A 16651-nucleotide genomic window follows, 5' to 3' on the forward strand; every position below is an offset into this window, starting at 1 on the left:
AGAGAGTTATCAAAATTGAAGAGTATGTTCGATCTTTCATCATCAGGCAGTCTCCATCAGAAAAAGACTTACCACAATCGCTCTATCTAACCCACTCAAGGCCCGGAATCTCGACCTTCTTCTCGAGTATGCTGAAAAGCTTTGTGAAGAAGAGAACCACAACGAGATAAATAACGCCAACCACGAGATAGACTTCGAAAAACTGGAAGTTTCTAGAAGCTATGAACTTTGCCTGGGCCATAAGTTCCGGTGCTCCAACTATATAGGCTAGAGAGGTGTATTTCAGGAGGTATATGAACTCATTTGTCCACGCCGGGATAACTCTTCTAAACGCTTGGGGCATAATAATCTGCATTATCGCCTGCCACTTTGTCATTCCAAGGGATCTTGCGGCTTTCATCTGGTTCCCCGCAATGGACTGAATAGAGCCTCGCAAATACTCTGCTTGATAACATCCGCTGTTTATTGCGAAACCGATTATCGCCGCGGTGAAAGGCGTTAGGTTCATTCCAAGGGGCGGAAGGCCGTAGTACAGAATAAACAGCTGAACAAGCAGCGGAGTTCCCCTGATCACTTCAATAATCGCCGTAGAAATAGCATAGAAGAACTTGTTTCCATATACTCTTGCGATTGCAAGAATCACCCCAATTACAAAGCCTATGACCACGGCTATAAGAGTCATTTCCAGCGTTACGCCGAGCCCTTCAAGGAGTTTTGGCCAGTGGTTGACAACGATCTTCCAGATTCTCTCCAATTCATTCACTCCCCGTACAGCTCGTTGAGCTTAAAGAGGAATTCCTTTGTGCGAGGGTTCTTGGGGTTCTTGAACATCTCTTCCGGAGAACTCTGCTCGACTATGTGACCGTGCTCCATGAAGATGATCTCGTCCGAAACGGTTCTGGCAAATCCCATTTCGTGAGTGACTACCAGCATCGTCATGCCGCTTTCAGCCAGATTCTTCATGACTGAGAGGACCTCGCCGATCAGTTCTGGATCGAGTGCAGAAGTCGGTTCGTCGAAGAGGATAATCTTCGGTTGCATGGCAAGCGCACGTGCTATCCCGACTCTCTGCTTCTGACCGCCAGAGAGCTGAGCAGGATACAACTTCGCTTCCTTCTCGAGCCCAACTCTTTTCAGCTCCTCCATTGCAAGGTCCTTTGCTGCGCTCTTTTCCATCTTCTTGACTTTTGTCAGGCCGACCATAACGTTTCTGAGAGCTGTAAGATGATTGAACAAGCCGAAATCCTGGAACACAAACCCTATCTCCTGACGAATCTTGTTTATGTTCTTTGCAGAAGTGATCTCTTCATTTTCAAGCCAAATTCTGCCGTCGTTTGGAGAGACTAGCATGTTGATACAGGCCAGGAGAGTGCTCTTTCCGGTTCCGCTCGGGCCGATTATCACTTTGGTCTCTCCCTCTTTCATTTCGAAAGATACACCCTTAAGGACTTCATTATCGCCAAAGGATTTCTTCAGGTTCTCGACTCTTAGCACGACTTTATCGTTGGTCATCTTACCGTCTCCTTTATATCGAATCCGGGTACTGCAAGGCGTTTTTCCACGCTTCCCAAACTCTTGTTAATAACGATCGTAACGACGAAGTACATTGCGGCCACTGTGAGGTAGATCAACATGGGCTCATACTTCGTGGCAATAATGTATCCTCCCTGACGGAGAAGCTCTGTAACTCCTAGAGCGTATGCCAGCGAGGAGTCCTTCAGTACGATGGTGAACTCGTTTGTCCAGGGTGGAAGAGCGATCCTCACAGCCTGGGGAAGTACGACATTGATGAATCCATTAAAATTGGTCATTCCCAATGATCTCGCAGCTCTCATCTGAGTAGAACTTACGGAGTTTATAGCTCCCCTGAAGATCTGGGACTGATAGGCAGATGATCGGAAGCCAAGCCCGATTACGACCGCGGCAAAGGGAGAGAATCTTATTCCAATTCTAGGAAATCCGTAGAATATGAGAAAGAGGATCACAAGTTCAGGGATGCTCCGCAGAACCTTTTCGTAGACCGCGATGAATACCTTAAGCCATTTATTGCCGTACACTTGACCAAAAGAAATGGGGAGGGCCAGAATCAGGCCCAACCCCAGAGTTAGAAACGTTATTTGAAGTGTTACCCACAATCCTCTCAGAAGTGCGGGCAAAGAATCGACTATTAATCCGAGTTTATCTATGGCTACCTCCGCCCTTCAATCAGAAGTGCTTTAGATTAAGTTCGTTCAGTTTTCCGGATTCTTCGAGCCTGGAAATCCCTTCGTTGATAAGCTCAAGAAGCTCCTTGTTAGCCTTGTTTACTGCTATTCCGTAATCCTCGTAAGTCTTGATTATAGCAACGATTTTCACTGGTCTGACCTCAGCGAAGCTTTCAGCAACCGGTGCGTCCAGGACTATCGCATCCACATTCTTGTTTACAAGGTCAGTCATGGCGAGAACGTAAGTGTCGTACCTCCTGAAATCGCCTGTGAGGATCTTCGTTTCAACAAGATTTTCCTCTACCCAGATGTCTCCGGTCGTACCTGTCTGTACCCCTATGTTGTGTTTGCCAAACAACACAGTGACGCTCATTTCGCTGTCTTCTCGAACGACTACGCTCTGATCTGCCGTCCAGTATGGCTTCGAGAAAGAGACAACCTCTTCTCTTTCATCTGTAATAGTCATTCCGGAGATGACGATATCGAGGTTTCCCGACACGAGCGCGGCAATAAGTGAATCAAAGCTCATGTCTCTGATCTCGACTTCGAAGCCCATCTCTTCTGCAATAGCGTTGATTAGGTCGATGTCGAAGCCTACAAACACCCCGTTTTCCACAGACTCGAAAGGCGCAAAGTCAGCGCTCGTTCCGACAACGTATTTTGCTCCAAAGGCGAAGCCTCCCAAAATCACCAGAGCAAGCATTACTAGCAATGTTTTCTTCATGATACCCCTCCTTAAACTGAAGATGAATTGATTGTATATCCATTAGCTTTCAATACTGAAAACCTGACTTTCTTCTTGCACTATGGGTTCAATACGAAATAGAACCACCGAAGTTGAAAATCGATCGCCCATGCTTTCAAAATCCCTTTTCGAGTTCGACTGTTGTCATCAACGGGTGCCGAAACGGTGCCGAAAATCAGAGTGCGCCGCGGATCGCCCATTGATATTATACTCTTTAGCAACACTTGAGCCAAAAACAGCTGTTAACATAGAGATGGTGATTATCATGAAATTAGGTATAGCATTGAGCGGGGGTGTCGACAGTGCCGTCGCGGCCGCTCGATTAATTAGACAGGGAAACGATGTAATTGGTTATCACATGATCGTTATTCCGGGCAGTTCACTCGATAACCCGGCTGTACAAGAGGCAAAAGGCGTTGCCGAACACCTCGGAATAGAGCTGACGATCGTGGATCTAAGAGAAGAATTCGAATCGATTCTCGAATACTTTGTTTGTTCGTATATGAGCGGAGAGACGCCCAATCCGTGCGTGGTTTGCAACGATTCGATAAAATTCGGGTTGCTGCTGGAGAAAATGAGCTCGTTTGGAGTTGAAAAGATAGCGACCGGTCATTACGCGAGATTGGCCGCGCACGATAATGAGCTATTCATTGCGAGAGCTCTTGATAATTCAAAGGATCAGTCGTATTTCCTCTCGCGAATCAGGAAGAGCAAGCTCGGGAGAATCCTCTTCCCTCTAGGCGACACGACAAAAGTGGAAGTGAGGCAAGAAGCCAGTCGGCTTTCTCTTCCCGTTCATTCTAAGAAGGACTCTCAGGAGATTTGCTTCATACCTCACGGGGATTACAGAAGCTTTCTCAAGTCTCGTGGCGTGAAGGATGAACCGGGGCCTATTGAGGATGAAATGGGTAATCTTCTGGGAAGACATACCGGGCTTTTCGGCTATACGATTGGGCAGCGCAAGGGGATCGGCATTTCGAGCGAGGGACGCTATTACGTGAAGAGGCTCGATACTGATAAGAACAGGCTTGTCCTCTCACAGAGGGAGAGATTAGTGTCCTACTCTCTCATCGGAAGAGATCTTAATTGGTTTGTTGATCCGGCTGAAGCGTTTGATTGCGAGTGCAAGATTCGGAGCTCGATGAGGTCCGTTTCTGCAAGAGTATTCTTAATCGGTGACGATAGAGTCAGGGTAGACTTCCCCGAAGGAGTTTGGGCGGTTACACCGGGACAGCTTGCGGTATTCTATGTTGATGATTTAGTAGCCGGCAGCGCCTTTATCGAGGGAAATAGCGTTCTTGAAAGTGAAGACGACACGTGATAGAATTCTCGAGACAGGAAGTAGTTCAGTTGGTAGAACGCTGGTTTCGGGAACCAGAGGTCCGGGGTTCAAGTCCCCGCTTCCTGACCAGTCACGACACCACGGATTCGATCCGATAACGTTATTGCCACCCGATTCCAGAAACGCAAATGAAAATATGTTAACAGCCGGACTTATATCAAAATGTGGGCGAAAACCGGTGCATATTCGCAAGTTTTTCCTTAAATAGTGTAAAAATTCATACTGACGGACGAAAACTTTTGAATATGACGCGATTAAACGTGAAAAAATGAACCTCCCTTTCGGGAGGCCCTTTCTTGTTTGACTTTCTTAATGATCAATCCTCTTCTTACACAGGCATTTCTGATTGATCTAATCTCGTCGGCTTCGAAATTCTTTGTAAGGTACGAGAAAAGGTCTTTCTCATTCTTGATGGATCCGTCGTAATTCTTGTAGATCGTTACTCCCTTGTCGCCTTCCAGCGGCAGGGGGATTTCCTCATATCTTTCGGCTTCTCAGTTGTTATCTCGAAACGTTCGCAAAGGTTTTCGAGAGTCTCGACTCCCCAAACGAGAGCGAATGCGAGACTTCTAGCGGTCCCGCACGCCTCTCTTATAAAGTCGTTTAGGTGCCTTTGCCTTGAAAGCCCGTTTTGAATCAGCCAGATCTTATACGCTTTTGCGGTGCGGTCATCTACCCAAACACAGATATTTTTCATCTTTTCATCTCCTTTTATACCATCACAGGTGCGTTGAAGAACTTCCGGCATCTCCAAGTCCTGAGGTATTGTGGAAGATATATTGATATATTCCGGGTTGGTTTCCACGAGCCACCTCATCAACCTCAGTTCATTCTCTTTCTTCTCTTCCTTCTTACCGGCCACGTCTATCTTCACCGTTTCAACCTGTCCGTAAGCCGTCTCTTCACTCAACTGAATGGGCTCCCCTGTTTTCTTTACGATCTCTCTTGCCTCTGCCCTAACCTCCTTAGCTGCCTCACTCTTCAAGAAAGCGTTCTTGATCTTCGCCTCGAAGTCGTCTCCGTTGTCAAAACACATCTTTCTGAAAGGGCAGTACCCGCAGGACGTGAAGTTCTGAGGAAAGTCATCTTCGGTTTCCTTCTGGTCAAGCTCGTTATAGACCATGAATAGAATCCGGGCTGGGCCTCCAACTCGTCCTCGCCGATAAAGAAATCAATCACCTCGAGGGAGGCGAGCAGGATAAAGCCGGCTTTGTTTACGTCTTTATCAAACCTATTGAGAGCCATTGAATAGGCGAAGATCTGTCTAGGATCGGGTCTCGACCAGCCAGACTTGTAGTCATACACTTCAAAGCCGGAATCGTTCTTGCAGACTAAATCGATGATCCCACGGAAGAAGCAGTCCTCTGAGTCGAAGCCGGTAGGATTAAGCTCTTTCGTAAGACCGAATTTCAATTCCAGAGCCCTCGGGTTAAAACCCTTGAGAAGGCTCTTTCCTGAAGTGAATCTCCTGAAGGCGGTTTCGTAGTCATCAATGAAATCAATCTTTTCGAGAGCTTTCTCGTTGTCCCCTGTCTTCACCCAAATTTCTAAAGCCTCGTGAACAGCCTTTCCTAAAATCATCGCCGGGGTCTCTGGCGCTTTCTCTCCCAAAACCCTATCGATATAGAACCGTCTGGGGCAGCGGAGATATGTATCAATTCGACTCCCACTTAAAGGAAGCAAGTGGTCTAGCACAACTCTCCCTCCAATCTTGCGATTTGCTCATTGTAGAATGCGATGATTCTTTTCTTGGCCGCCGGATGGTCAACGAGTTCGTGTTCCGGATATTCTGCCGTTCCGTTATTGAAATGAACCATATAGGTGTTTTGGGATTCACCAATTCGAGTCTCCACCACGTCTCCCGGTGTAAAAGAGCCCAGATCGAGCTCCCATTCAAGGTAAACCTTATCGCCCGGGAGAAACATCACGTCAACACTTTTCATCTTGAACCCTCCTTGTGGTATAATTTTTCAGCATGAAACTCAAAGGGTCTCTCTTCGGAGAGGCCTTATCTATACCCTTTGAGTCGCCTAACCTCTCTGTCAAAATCCTTAAGCTCGATCCATTTCTCTTTAAGCAACTCCTCCAATTCCATTCTTTTCTCCTGATCAGCCCCCTTCATTTCTGACAAGATATTTTCCATCTCGTCAATGAGATCTTGTCGCTCTCCCGCAATGCTCAAAACGCCCACCTCATAATTCTCTTGGAATAGCTAACCCTTTTTTCGAGATCCCTTAACCTGACTTTGGTCTTCACTCTCTTTCCTCCTCTTGAGATAGAGTTCCGCTGACCTCTCGGCTACGCGATTCATTTCATCACCCTCATTACGCTATCGACTTTGTTTACGAGCTCACGCAGTCTATCTGGTTGATAGAACTTCACCTTTTCATGAACTGCGTCGGGCTCAATCCTGTATCTTTCGACCAGAGCATGAATGAGCCTCGGATTGATCTTATTCTTCCTTGCAAATGATGTAATAGTCTCCAATACAGCCATTTGATACCTCCTTGCGTTCGCATTAAGTATATGCCTGCACTACGAGTTATTCCGAACCACATTATTTGCAATAAAACATGCACGGAGGAATAACTACGATATACTACGAATCGTTACAGGTTTTGCACTGTAGCTAGCATTATCAGCACGCTTTGATGATGTTTGCATCGTCTCGTTGCTTTATGCTAGAATTCATACGAATTAGTTGATTTCATTTTTAGGGGTGTTCTATGATCATTTCAGGAGCTAAACTCGCGGAGTATTACCGGAATAAATATTACAGCAGGAACAGCTTTGCTGCTGCAATAGGAGTAACTGAAGGTGCAGTGAGGAGGTGGGAAGAGGGTGCGAACGTGAAGAAAGTGCACGTTGACAAAATCTGCGAAGTACTCCAGATAGTTCCTGCCGATCTCAAATTGAAAGAAGTCCTGTTAGTAGGAAAGGGGAGCAGAAAAATTCCTGTGATCGTACTGCCTGCCAAAAGAATGGAGGTAGTTGATTACATGGTCTACGATTTTGAGGGTGTTTCAGTTATCGTCGTTGCGGATTCCAGTATGGAGCCTCTAATTGGAAATGGTGAGCACGTTTTCATTTCGGAAGCGAAAGAACCGGAAAGCGGCATGATTGCGCTCATAGAAGTGGAGGGACAATTATATCTGAGAGAGTGCAGGCTGTTTGATGGCAAGTTCATATATATTGCACTCAATCCTGAAAAAGAGAATTTCAAAGAAGCGAAGATTATTGGAGAAGCTATAAGTAGGACAGTAAGTCTTTAGCGGTCATTTTGGGGAAGCTGCGTACGAGATAATATGGGAGGTACGTAATGAAGAAGAAAAGGGCAAAGGAAAGCGGACTGCCTGAAGTCAAAATCATTACTTACGAACTCAAAGGCACATTCAAAAAACAGTACTACTTCAAGCGCAAGACGATCGAAGAACACATGGCAGTGATGATGGCAGATGGCTATGCCGTTCAATCTCAAGCAAATGATGGCGGAGAGATTCGAATGTTCAAGACTTTCGCAAAAGTTGTGGCCTTCGGTGGTCTGGGGCTTCTGGGGAATAACCGATCTGCAAAGAAGATTTCCGTTACATACGTTAAGTCACCCGAAGAAGAGATTTCAACCAATCCTAACGAATAGACCACTCGAAAGAGCTTGAGACCATTTCCCGTCCTAAGGAGCTATGAGCGAGGAAAAAGGAACCGGGATTCTGAGATCCCTTCGGGTTGGGGTTATCAAGCAATTCTATAAAAGTGGAGAATAAATGGCTTTGAAGTATTGAAACTCAGTGCACAGACATCAATTCATACCGCCTCAAAAATGGATTAGGAATGCGCAGCAATAAGCGTTATTCTCTCATATAGGGAAGCATACCTTAGTTTGGAAATTGGCCTGTTGGGGGATGGGCTATGGAACGAGGCTATTTTGACAACGGAGGTTTGACAATGAAAAAGAGCACGCTTCTTCTTCTTACTGTAATTGCCGCCTTAGTTGCTGTCTTGTTTTTGGTTATGACGGGGGTACTAGATGTTAGTAATAAAGAACTTAGTCAAGGAGAGCCGGAACCACCGGGCAATAATGAGCCTTTAGTTTTTGAGGGAACTCAAGGCACATCCGCTGAAGGAGCGGGGCTTAGTATAGAAATCTTTTTCGCAAAGAAAGCATTGTTTGTCACTGATTCAGAACTTAGAAACATCGCATACTGGCGAAGTATATCGAAGGAAATGGCGTACCTTGAGGAATTGAATTGCGAGTACATTCGTTTTGGGGTAAGCGTTAGAAGCAAGCTAAATGAAACGCTGAGCTTTTCTTACAAAGACTTCAAGTTGCAGACATTATTGGGAGAGATTATTTATCCAGATCCTTTATATGGAAAGAAATACTCCGAAGAAATGAGACGGGAAGGTGAGCTGGCTCCTGCCGAGCAATATACATCTAGTTATGCTTCTCTATTCATCGCTTTTAAGACTCAAGATACTCCGAGATATTTAATCTGGGAACCGCAAACGGAAAGAAAAACGGTCTTCAAGTTAGAGATAACAGAAGTTGAAGAAAGAGAATAAAAGAGTCAAAGGAAGTGATCTTATGTGGCGTGGCGACCTGATGAGAAAGTACAGAGCGGGAAATGGCAATCTAGCATTCATCTCCAATGAGAGAAGCTATGGAGTCCCGAAGTTGATCAATCATTGGCAAATCTCCGCCATAAAATGATTCAGTTCCGCAATATTCGAAATACTCATGAAAAGGGAGTCCATATACTGGAAGTATGAAGAGGTGGTTTTCTACAATGAAAGGGGCGATAAGATTCTATAGGATGGAGAAGTTTTGGAAAAAACTTTCCGCACATGAAAAGGAATCTCTTTTGCAACTAGCTGGTGAATGGCTAATCAATGGCGAATATACTCCTGGATATATATCGGATGATCAAGAGATGGAAAATGTGCAACAGAAAGCAATTGATGTCTTCTGGTGCGTTTTGTCGGATTTGATTTCTGTTGATGCGAACCTTTCAGTTAAACTATATGAGTATCTTATTGGCGAGAAGAAAGCAGCCACAGTATTTTCCCTTTATTATTTGCACATATCGGCAATGAATGCATATAAAAAGTTAGAAATGCCAGAAAAAGCAAAGAAGGCGGCAACCGAGAACTTGAAACTCGCCTATAAGTTGAGGAAAGAGATAAAGAAAATCGGGATTCAGATCAATCCGTGTTTTCACTATATTTGTAAGTCAAATCCCGGAGACCATTGGGTAGAAAAGACAAGAGAATTGTTTCAGTAGGGCAGTTTATCACAAAAAAGTGGAGGTGTGAGATGGAAGAGAAGAAACAAGCAGCAAGAAAAGAGGTTGGAGCACCGGAGGTTCCTTCAGAAAGAACATTTTACGCAAATTTCGCCGGATTCAAGGTGGGCTTATACGATTTCATTATTGATTTCGGTAGGAATGATTTTTCTGGAGGTGTTATTGAGGAAAGCGTTATCAGAGTCTATTTGAGTCCCCAACACGCAAAGTCTTTCTACATGATCCTGGGTAAGCAGATACAGAGATATGAGGAACGATTTGGACAAATTATATTAGATGAAAAGAAGAGCAAAAAAGAAGGTTAGGCTTATGCGCCCCGAGAAATTCAAAGGAAGACAAATATACTGGAAGACAGGACCTCATAGCCACACAAGAAACGTTCCAGTCGTTCTGTTTTATGAAAGTTGGAACCATGCAATAAGTGGGCATGATGAAATGTATGGCAGAGAATACGAGATCATGGATGTTATTGATGATCCAGACAGAAAAGATGAATCGTGGAATCCTACCGTGAATGTCTATATTAAAGTTAATCGAACAGATAACTTAGTGATTTCTGTTGTGGTAGACTTTGAACATGAGGATTTTGGCTATGTCAAGACCGCTTATGGAGATGAGTATTGTGAAAACGACGATTGATGGCTATAACATCATCTATGACGACTATTCTGACGTTCTTTATGTGAAAGAACGCGGGAAAATCTCGGATCGTGGAAAACCATTTGAGGACGATTTCATAATTCTCAGGAGAAATTCGCAGACTGGTGAAACGGTTGGTCTTACTCTCATTGATTTCTGCAAGTTATACAGATCTAATTATTTCAATGACAAAAAACTGCCATCCCCTTTCAGCATAGCACTCATTGATAAGATCGCTTCAAGACTTGACCGAGGTAAATGAATTAAGGATTGCAGACTTCCCATTCAAAAAGAAGCGTGCCGCAATATACGCAAGATACTCGAGTCAGCATCAGACAGAGCTTTCAGTTGAAGGTCAAACTGAGCGAATACTCGAATATTGCAAGAAAAACGGTTTCGAGATCGTCAAGGAATATGCCGACCGGGGCGTTTCCGCATTTCTCATCGAAAAGAGGCTTGACTTTCAGAAACTCATCCAGGATGCTCTTGAATCAAAATTCGATTATATGTCATTGTCTGGAGCACAGCAGATTTGCCCGCTCGCACCTAGATGCTCGGAAATACAAAGAGCTTTTAGCTGAATACGGAATCAAAGTCATATCTGTGTCCGAACCTTCAATTGAAGGCCCCGAAAACATTCTTCTGGAATCGAATCAAGAAATGCTGGCCGAGTATTTCGCTGCGAAACTTGCGAGAGACAGTATGAGGGGAATGATCACGAAGGCGAAGAAAGGCCAATACTTGGGAGGGATCGTTCCTTTCGGCTATCGAAAAGTTAAGGTCTCTGAAAAGGACTGGAGCTTTGAAAAAGAGGAGAAAGAAGCTCAAGTGGTAAGAGAGATCTTTGAAATGCGGGTGGAGGGCGTTCTTACGATGCAGATAGCCCGCTACGTAAATCAATCGGGGTGGAAAACCCGAAGGGGGAAGGCTTTTACAAACGCCTCTATCGACTGGGTTATTTCGAATCAAAAACATAAAGGCGTTTACTCCTTCAACGATCGAAAAAAGAAGGGCCGGTTTAATTATTACAAAGGCGAGGTAGTCCGCGCGGACTTACCCAAGCTGGCTATCGTGCCACCCGACCTCTGGCAAAGGGTTCAGAAAATGCCGGGCATTCAGAAAGAGTCGAGACTCCTCTATCTCCTGAAAGGCAAATTGATCTGCGGCGATTGCGGCTTCGCTCTCTCGGGTGGGTCTTACGGAGGCGCAAAAAACAAAGGTGGTTCCTACTACTGCTGGAACTGTCGTAAACGCCATAATAAATACCATAAAATCGGCAGAGACAAGATAGCAAATGTAATCGTTCACTATCTCAGAGAACAGGTCTCGAATGTTGACGTTCGAGCCGTCACGGATATGGCAAATGAGAAGATCGAATGTCAGTCACAAAAGGGAAGAGTGGAAGAGATTGCCAATGAAATCCAAACAATAGAAACGGCCATTCAAAACATAACAAGAGCCGTCGAATCTGGAACTTATTCCCAGAGTCTCTTAAATCGTCTTTCAGAACTCGAAAGAGACAAAGAGAAGTTGCTTGAGGAAAGAACGAAGGTCAGACTTCAGCAGGTGCGCTTCTCAAAGGTCACTGTCGATGAAATGAAGGACTTCCTTGACACCTTTCTCGGCGACGATTCATTTGCCGCTCATAAAGACCTCGTTGATTTTACCCTTTCAAGTGCAAAGATAATATGGAAAGACCCCCGAATCGTTGAAATGGCATCGATCTTCGGCACTCAGAAGATCCCGCTCCTTTGATCCGTGGTGTTGAAGGTGCAGGGCTTCCTGACCAGAGCAGGCCCTTCAGGGTCTGTTTCTTTTTTGTGAGAACCAGGGGCAATCACCTGGCTCTCCAGATGATCGTTTGTTTGAGTTGATCTGCTAGAATGTTCTTACAGAGAGTAGTTCTCTTTGTCTTCTCCTCTGATCGATCGATCTGGAGGTGGAACAAATGAAAAGGATAGGGTTCCTATTTCTGTTATTCTCTCTTCTCTTAACCCCAACTGCTTATTCGAGAACACTTGAATTCAAAAGCTGGCAAATATGGGATTTCAGCTACAACGGCATTCATCAGGTTTGTTGCTCTGTCAGCGCCAAAGACGGCGATGTTCCGGTTACGGGACTCTCAATCGAAGACTTCGCAATAACCGAGACTCTCGTTGACGAGTTTGGGAATGTCTTGTCAAAGGCCGAAATTGCTCCGTATCAGAGAGAAGACCAGTTTGGTGGCATCGGATTCTGGGAAAGATCAGTATCTTCCTCGAAAATCGACCTGGTCTTCCTGATCGATAAGACGGGCTCAATGGCGGGTCAAATCGAGTCGATCAAGTCAGAACTGAAGGAATTCGTGAATCGACTCGAAGACGATTCATGTGATTTCAGGGTGGCGGTTTTGCTCTTTGAAGCATCGTCACTGGAAGAGCCTGGAAGAAAATCACCGGACCATCCGTTCCATGGAGTTATGGAAAGGGACGAACTCCTTCTCGCTATCGAGGAAATCGAAACGGCCGGCGAATGGCACATAAACACCTGGAGTTATGACGCAATACTCTTTGGCAGTCAGCTTGACTTCAGAGAAGATTCAAGGGCAGTTATCGTTGTGATTACAGATACTCTCCCAGAGACAGTTTACGGACCGTTCTGGTACTTTTCCGGAGGTAGTGTCGCCACGAAAAGGGCCGTAGAAATCGCGCTGGAGGAAAGGGGCATTGAGCTGGAATACTTCCAGCCCGAGGAGTCTGCTCTGGCTCACATGGAGAATTATGACAGGCTCATAAATCCCGCGTTGAGCGAATCGAATTTCAACTATCTGGCAGGAGCCGTTTCTCTGGGCTGGCCATTCAAACAGGATCTCATCGAAGTCGATGCGCTGCCCGTTTCTGAATCGATTTACTACCTCTCCTGGAAATCCGCTCTTGATGAGATCACAAAGTACTATCGGAAACAAGGGTTCGAAGTTGAAGTGGACGTGAGAAGGGGTGATGAGCAAGTCTCATTCAAGTACTCGCCGTTTTTCGATGAAGAAGGCTATCTGCAGAGTTCAGAGGACTACCACCTTCCTGTTTTCGATGAAGAGGGTAGTGCGTTGCCCGACAAAGTCGTGGAAATGGACTTGCTGAGAGAGTTGGGTGATCTGAAAGCATTCAGCGATTCAAACTGGAACTATGTTGCGAGAGATGGAGTTCTGCAATTGCGGTCGGTTGATCCGGGAGAGTACCTCTATAGACTCTATGGATATGGAAGAAGCTCTTACAGCTATTCAACACTTCGACTGAGAGGCTCAGGAGAGATTTCATTCGTTCAGGGAGAAGTGTTTCCGGATTCCGTTGTTGCCCAGACTGGCGACGCATTTCTCGAATCAGTGAAGATTAGAGGCCTCATGGAGGAGTTTGTCGGCAATAAGATCGCTGTAAATGAATCCAAAGAGTTTGCCGAAAAGTCGTTGCATTGGATAGAGGGGATCGCTTCTGACGGATTGAACCTCAGGGAAATGGAAGCTATGAAGAGATTCTATGTATCGGTAGGGGCATTTCTCAATGGAACGGCCTATGCGGCAATTGAATCGGAGAGAGTAGAAAATGAGCTGCTGGAAATGGTCCGAGATACGAGAAGAATAGTAGAGCATGCCGAAGAAGTCGCTGACATGATTTCTTCTGCAAAGAACATAATACTCTCCACCGCTTCGATTATCGCCGACATTATCTCGGGTAACTGGAGCGGCGTGGCACAGCAGATATCAATCGAAGCACTACTGGATGAGTTCGTAAGTTATGTGAAGAACGACCTGCTCGACGATGTGCTTGAAGCTGTGAAGAATAAGCTTAGGGCCTATCTTTCCGATCCTTCAAAGGCCGAGGAGCTTCTGAGTCTAATAAAGGGCGACATGGTCGGATGGGTAAAAGGCGGCGAAGACTCGGATGAGGGCAGCGTCAGAGATGAAATCCGGCAGGTCGTTTACACCGACCTTACTTACCGCAATTTCACAAAACCAGTGATCAGAGAGCTTGAGGAGTCGCTGGCGGGAGCAGCGCGTCTGGCTTCATTGCCAATTTCAGATCTCGATCTCTACGCTGCTTGCTGGAGTATGAACAGGGATTTCGCGAACATGAGAACCGAAGTGATGGATCCTCTGCAAGACTGGTCTTTCATGGTTCTCGGAGAACACAAGAGAATCGACAACTGGGAAACGATCCTCGAGATCTTCGAAGAGACGGTTCCTCTGATTGTGGAGCTTCTGAGGCTCATGGAGTACAAAAACCCCGTTCTTGGCGATATTGCAGAGAAGCTTTCGAAGCTCTCGTATGTCCTGGATGCAGTCGGCCTCCTTACTCTAGCATGTGAAATATCATTGAAGGCCGATCAGCTTACAACGATGGCAGGGAAGCTAGATAGGGTCAACGACTATCTATTTCCCGAAGACGGTTACTAGAGGTCTTTCATCAATATCTTTTCCTCATCGTCCCACTCGTCCGTATCGACAAAGCCCAGCTTCAAGTAGAATTGGAGGGGGGAAGCAGAATGACAAGAGATGATTTTCCCGAACCGGTGTCTCCAAGGAACGCGACTGTCTCACCCTGGTCTATTTTGAAGTTCAGATTGTGAAGTATCTTGTTGGCTCCGTCTCCGTAACTGAAGTCAACGTTTTCAAAGACGATAGGACCTCTAAGATCATGGGATTTTCCGGCCTTTACGTCCTCTTCTTCCGTTTCGTCAAGAACTTCTGGACTCTTTTTGCAGAGGCCTGAGCTCTCGAAACAAAGATCAACATCATGCCTATCATCATCGACATAAGCATTCTGCCCAGGTAGTTTACAAAAGCCATTATCTGACCGGTCTGCATTCCTCCGGCTTCCACCTGAATTCCGCCGAACCATATCACGGCAACTATGCCGAGATTCAGTATGAGTGAGAGAAGCGGCATGATAATCACCATGGTTCTCGCCGCCTTCATTGCAGTTGCGGTGTAGCTTTCATTTGCGCCGTTGAACTTGCTTGACTCGAACTCGGCAGAGGCGAGAGACTTCACGACCCTTATTCCAGACAAGTTGTCTCTTATACGAGTGTTCACGTTGTCCATTTCCTGCTGCACTCGAGAGAAAAGAGGCAACACTCTCTTCATAATGGCGAAAGTAAGATATGTGACAAGAGGGATTATCACAAGGAAGATAAGCGAGAGTCTCCAGCTTATCAGAATGACATTATGAGACTTCCAATGAACAGCACTGGAGCACTAACGAACATCCTTAGAAGAATCATCACGAACTGCTGAAATTGAACAATATCATCTGTTATTCTTCTGATAAGTGATCCGGTTCTGTATTTGTCTAGCTTTGCGCGTGACAGATATTGTACCTTCGTGAAAATGCTCCTGTGGATATCTGCGCCTGCGTTTTGAGCCGCTATCAACGGAAATATTACGCGGCCGATTCCTCGTAGAACACCGACAAAAGTTGTCATTAGCATTTTGCTTCCCGCGCTCACGATTACGTCAAGGTTCTGATCCATGGTTCCGACGTCTATGATTTCTTCAAGCAACTTCGGCTGGAAGGGATCGATGGCAACTTCTAGGAACATTGCTAAAGGAGCCAGAACGACGAAGATCCAGTATGGTTTGAGGAATTTGAAGAGTCTTTTCATCCAGTCTTCCACCCCGCATTCCATCGTTTAGGTAGGTCAGGTCTTGATTATCACTTCGAGAGTCTTTCCTTCAGTTTCTTCAATAACCGCTCGAGCAGGTCGCGCTTCTCGACAGAAAAGGTAGAAAAGTTTTGTCTTTCTACGTCTAGCATTGTTCGCTCAAGTTCGACCCGGATCTCTCTGCTCTTCTCTGTCAAATAAACCCTGAATACTCTCAAATCCGATCCGTCCTGACTCTTCTAACAAACCCCGACGACTCCATTCTCGGCACCATTTTGCTCACAGTCGCCGCGGAAAGGCCCATTTCTGTAGAGATTTCGCTTACCGTCCTTCCATCTCTCTCAAAAAAAGGAAGAGAAACGGCGGCTGACCTCGATGAAGACCGAACCTGGAGAAGATTTCGCGCTTCTTGATGAAGCTCGCTCTGCGGACTTCCAGAAGCAGTTTGTACAAACTCATATTCTCTTTCACTGTCCCATCCTCAAAACAAATATCTAGTCGGCTAAGTTGTAGTAGAACTCTTCTCTGATTTCTATAAACGCCTATCCTGGAATTCCCCCTTTTGGCAACGAACTCTCCTGGCTAAATTTCAGATCGTCTCAATCCGCTTCCAGCCTGCATTCCCGGCAATTTATAACGAGGGAGATTCCACACCCAGTTTGGCATAGATATCCTTCTGCTTTTTGGTGACTTCTCCGATCAAGCGGCCATGTTCGGGTGATTCAAACCTTTCGATAGTGTCCAGTTCGTCAAGGAGACCCTGCAATGTCCAGTTCTCAAAGAGACC

Annotated in this window: 21 protein-coding genes, 1 tRNA gene and 3 pseudogenes; 12 read left to right on the top strand and 13 right to left on the bottom strand. The window is 45.6% G+C overall.

Annotation, left to right across the window (positions count from 1 at the left end; translation table 11 throughout):
* Positions 1-82: 82 nt before the first annotated feature.
* Genes Q502_RS04290 through Q502_RS04305 form a run of 4 tightly spaced genes read right to left on the bottom strand, consistent with a single transcriptional unit; the run spans position 83 to position 2928 of the window.
* Positions 83-754, bottom strand: coding sequence for an amino acid ABC transporter permease (locus Q502_RS04290; RefSeq protein WP_300980089.1), 672 nt, complete (start codon positions 752-754; stop codon positions 83-85).
* Between the two features lie 5 nt (positions 755-759).
* Positions 760-1512 (bottom strand): amino acid ABC transporter ATP-binding protein, encoded by a 753-nt coding sequence (locus Q502_RS04295; protein WP_099831111.1) that lies wholly within the window; start codon positions 1510-1512, stop codon positions 760-762.
* The gene (locus Q502_RS04300; protein WP_099831112.1) at positions 1509-2156 is read right to left on the bottom strand and encodes an amino acid ABC transporter permease; all 648 of its coding nucleotides are present in this window, start codon (positions 2154-2156) and stop codon (positions 1509-1511) included. Before Q502_RS04300 ends, Q502_RS04295 begins: the two co-directional genes overlap by 4 nt.
* Before the next feature lie 49 nt (positions 2157-2205).
* Complete coding sequence (locus tag Q502_RS04305) at positions 2206-2928, bottom strand: basic amino acid ABC transporter substrate-binding protein (protein WP_102819228.1); 723 nt, start codon at positions 2926-2928, stop codon at positions 2206-2208.
* Positions 2929-3148: 220 nt separating this feature from the next.
* Between Q502_RS04305 and mnmA the strand changes: the two genes are divergently transcribed.
* A complete protein-coding gene (mnmA, locus tag Q502_RS04310; protein WP_258002003.1) occupies positions 3149-4270 on the top strand; it encodes a tRNA 2-thiouridine(34) synthase MnmA in 1122 nt (373 codons plus the stop codon).
* A 14-nt stretch (positions 4271-4284) separates the two neighbouring features.
* A tRNA-Pro gene (locus Q502_RS04315) sits at positions 4285-4360 on the top strand.
* 370 nt (positions 4361-4730) lie between these two features.
* On the opposite strand, the gene Q502_RS04320 is transcribed toward Q502_RS04315, so the two are convergent.
* The 5 genes from Q502_RS04320 to Q502_RS04335 all read right to left on the bottom strand — a co-directional run bounded on the left by Q502_RS04320 (position 4731) and on the right by Q502_RS04335 (position 6787).
* Complete coding sequence (locus Q502_RS04320) at positions 4731-5276, bottom strand: hypothetical protein (RefSeq protein WP_099831114.1); 546 nt, start codon at positions 5274-5276, stop codon at positions 4731-4733.
* Entirely contained in the window at positions 5273-5986 is a 714-nt protein-coding gene (locus Q502_RS04325; RefSeq protein WP_165775409.1) for a PD-(D/E)XK nuclease family protein, read from the bottom strand. The genes Q502_RS04320 and Q502_RS04325 overlap by 4 nt, the downstream gene beginning before the upstream one ends.
* Positions 5980-6234 (bottom strand): hypothetical protein, encoded by a 255-nt coding sequence (locus Q502_RS04330; protein WP_099831116.1) that lies wholly within the window; start codon positions 6232-6234, stop codon positions 5980-5982. The genes Q502_RS04325 and Q502_RS04330 overlap by 7 nt, the downstream gene beginning before the upstream one ends.
* Before the next feature lie 65 nt (positions 6235-6299).
* On the bottom strand, positions 6300-6473 hold the full coding sequence (locus tag Q502_RS14270) for a hypothetical protein (protein ID WP_165775410.1): 174 nt from the start codon (positions 6471-6473) through the stop codon (positions 6300-6302).
* A gap of 125 nt (positions 6474-6598) precedes the next feature.
* A complete protein-coding gene (locus Q502_RS04335; RefSeq protein ID WP_099831117.1) occupies positions 6599-6787 on the bottom strand; it encodes a hypothetical protein in 189 nt (62 codons plus the stop codon).
* A 230-nt stretch (positions 6788-7017) separates the two neighbouring features.
* On the opposite strand from Q502_RS04335, the gene Q502_RS04340 reads away from it, so the two are divergent.
* From Q502_RS04340 to Q502_RS04385, 10 genes are all read left to right on the top strand, one after another.
* Positions 7018-7563: a S24 family peptidase gene (locus tag Q502_RS04340; protein ID WP_099831118.1), complete on the top strand. Its 546-nt coding sequence runs from the start codon at positions 7018-7020 to the stop codon at positions 7561-7563.
* Positions 7564-7610: 47 nt separating this feature from the next.
* Complete coding sequence (locus Q502_RS04345; protein ID WP_099831119.1) at positions 7611-7928, top strand: hypothetical protein; 318 nt, start codon at positions 7611-7613, stop codon at positions 7926-7928.
* A gap of 305 nt (positions 7929-8233) precedes the next feature.
* The gene (locus tag Q502_RS04350) at positions 8234-8851 is read left to right on the top strand and encodes a hypothetical protein (RefSeq protein WP_099831120.1); all 618 of its coding nucleotides are present in this window, start codon (positions 8234-8236) and stop codon (positions 8849-8851) included.
* 224 nt (positions 8852-9075) lie between these two features.
* Complete coding sequence (locus Q502_RS04355) at positions 9076-9570, top strand: hypothetical protein (protein ID WP_099831121.1); 495 nt, start codon at positions 9076-9078, stop codon at positions 9568-9570.
* A gap of 32 nt (positions 9571-9602) precedes the next feature.
* Positions 9603-9896, top strand: a complete 294-nt coding sequence (locus Q502_RS04360; protein WP_099831122.1) for a DUF3467 domain-containing protein — start codon at positions 9603-9605, stop codon at positions 9894-9896.
* A 4-nt stretch (positions 9897-9900) separates the two neighbouring features.
* Complete coding sequence (locus Q502_RS04365; protein ID WP_099831123.1) at positions 9901-10230, top strand: hypothetical protein; 330 nt, start codon at positions 9901-9903, stop codon at positions 10228-10230.
* The gene (locus Q502_RS04370) at positions 10214-10492 is read left to right on the top strand and encodes a hypothetical protein (RefSeq protein ID WP_099831124.1); all 279 of its coding nucleotides are present in this window, start codon (positions 10214-10216) and stop codon (positions 10490-10492) included. Before Q502_RS04365 ends, Q502_RS04370 begins: the two co-directional genes overlap by 17 nt.
* Positions 10476-10811 carry a recombinase family protein gene (locus Q502_RS15000; protein ID WP_374704141.1) on the top strand — a complete coding sequence of 112 codons (336 nt, stop codon included), beginning with the start codon at positions 10476-10478 and terminating at the stop codon, positions 10809-10811. Before Q502_RS04370 ends, Q502_RS15000 begins: the two co-directional genes overlap by 17 nt.
* Positions 10711-11985, top strand: a complete 1275-nt coding sequence (locus Q502_RS04380; protein ID WP_375614302.1) for a recombinase family protein — start codon at positions 10711-10713, stop codon at positions 11983-11985. The genes Q502_RS15000 and Q502_RS04380 overlap by 101 nt, the downstream gene beginning before the upstream one ends.
* A gap of 193 nt (positions 11986-12178) precedes the next feature.
* Complete coding sequence (locus Q502_RS04385; RefSeq protein ID WP_258002004.1) at positions 12179-14656, top strand: vWA domain-containing protein; 2478 nt, start codon at positions 12179-12181, stop codon at positions 14654-14656.
* A 61-nt stretch (positions 14657-14717) separates the two neighbouring features.
* On the opposite strand, the gene Q502_RS15005 is transcribed toward Q502_RS04385, so the two are convergent.
* The 4 genes and pseudogenes from Q502_RS15005 to Q502_RS15020 form a co-directional block, all read right to left on the bottom strand.
* The gene (locus Q502_RS15005; RefSeq protein ID WP_374704142.1) at positions 14718-14882 is read right to left on the bottom strand and encodes an ATP-binding cassette domain-containing protein; all 165 of its coding nucleotides are present in this window, start codon (positions 14880-14882) and stop codon (positions 14718-14720) included.
* A gap of 32 nt (positions 14883-14914) precedes the next feature.
* Positions 14915-15888, bottom strand: a pseudogene (locus Q502_RS15010) (ABC transporter permease).
* Positions 15889-16078: 190 nt separating this feature from the next.
* Positions 16079-16195 (bottom strand): annotated as a pseudogene (locus Q502_RS15015) (MarR family transcriptional regulator); the annotation flags it as partial.
* Between the two features lie 300 nt (positions 16196-16495).
* Positions 16496-16651 (bottom strand): annotated as a pseudogene (locus Q502_RS15020) (transposase); the annotation flags it as partial.

It is taken from the genome of Mesotoga sp. Brook.08.YT.4.2.5.2., assembly GCF_003351125.1.
In the GTDB taxonomy this organism is placed as follows: domain Bacteria; phylum Thermotogota; class Thermotogae; order Petrotogales; family Kosmotogaceae; genus Mesotoga.

Bases quoted from the DNA above. Each gene is read 5' to 3' on its own strand.
- Q502_RS04295 (WP_099831111.1), bottom strand. From the start codon at position 1,512: ATGACCAACGATAAAGTCGTGCTAAGAGTCGAGAACCTGAAGAAATCC.
- Q502_RS04305 (WP_102819228.1), bottom strand. From the start codon at position 2,928: ATGAAGAAAACATTGCTAGTAATGCTTGCTCTGGTGATTTTGGGAGGC.
- Q502_RS04330 (WP_099831116.1), bottom strand. From the start codon at position 6,234: ATGAAAAGTGTTGACGTGATGTTTCTCCCGGGCGATAAGGTTTACCTT.
- Q502_RS04335 (WP_099831117.1), bottom strand. From the start codon at position 6,787: ATGGCTGTATTGGAGACTATTACATCATTTGCAAGGAAGAATAAGATC.
- Q502_RS04340 (WP_099831118.1), top strand. From the start codon at position 7,018: ATGATCATTTCAGGAGCTAAACTCGCGGAGTATTACCGGAATAAATAT.
- Q502_RS04345 (WP_099831119.1), top strand. From the start codon at position 7,611: ATGAAGAAGAAAAGGGCAAAGGAAAGCGGACTGCCTGAAGTCAAAATC.
- Q502_RS04350 (WP_099831120.1), top strand. From the start codon at position 8,234: ATGAAAAAGAGCACGCTTCTTCTTCTTACTGTAATTGCCGCCTTAGTT.
- Q502_RS04355 (WP_099831121.1), top strand. From the start codon at position 9,076: ATGAAAGGGGCGATAAGATTCTATAGGATGGAGAAGTTTTGGAAAAAA.
- Q502_RS04360 (WP_099831122.1), top strand. From the start codon at position 9,603: ATGGAAGAGAAGAAACAAGCAGCAAGAAAAGAGGTTGGAGCACCGGAG.
- Q502_RS04365 (WP_099831123.1), top strand. From the start codon at position 9,901: ATGCGCCCCGAGAAATTCAAAGGAAGACAAATATACTGGAAGACAGGA.
- Q502_RS04380 (WP_375614302.1), top strand. From the start codon at position 10,711: ATGCTCTTGAATCAAAATTCGATTATATGTCATTGTCTGGAGCACAGC.
- Q502_RS04385 (WP_258002004.1), top strand. From the start codon at position 12,179: ATGAAAAGGATAGGGTTCCTATTTCTGTTATTCTCTCTTCTCTTAACC.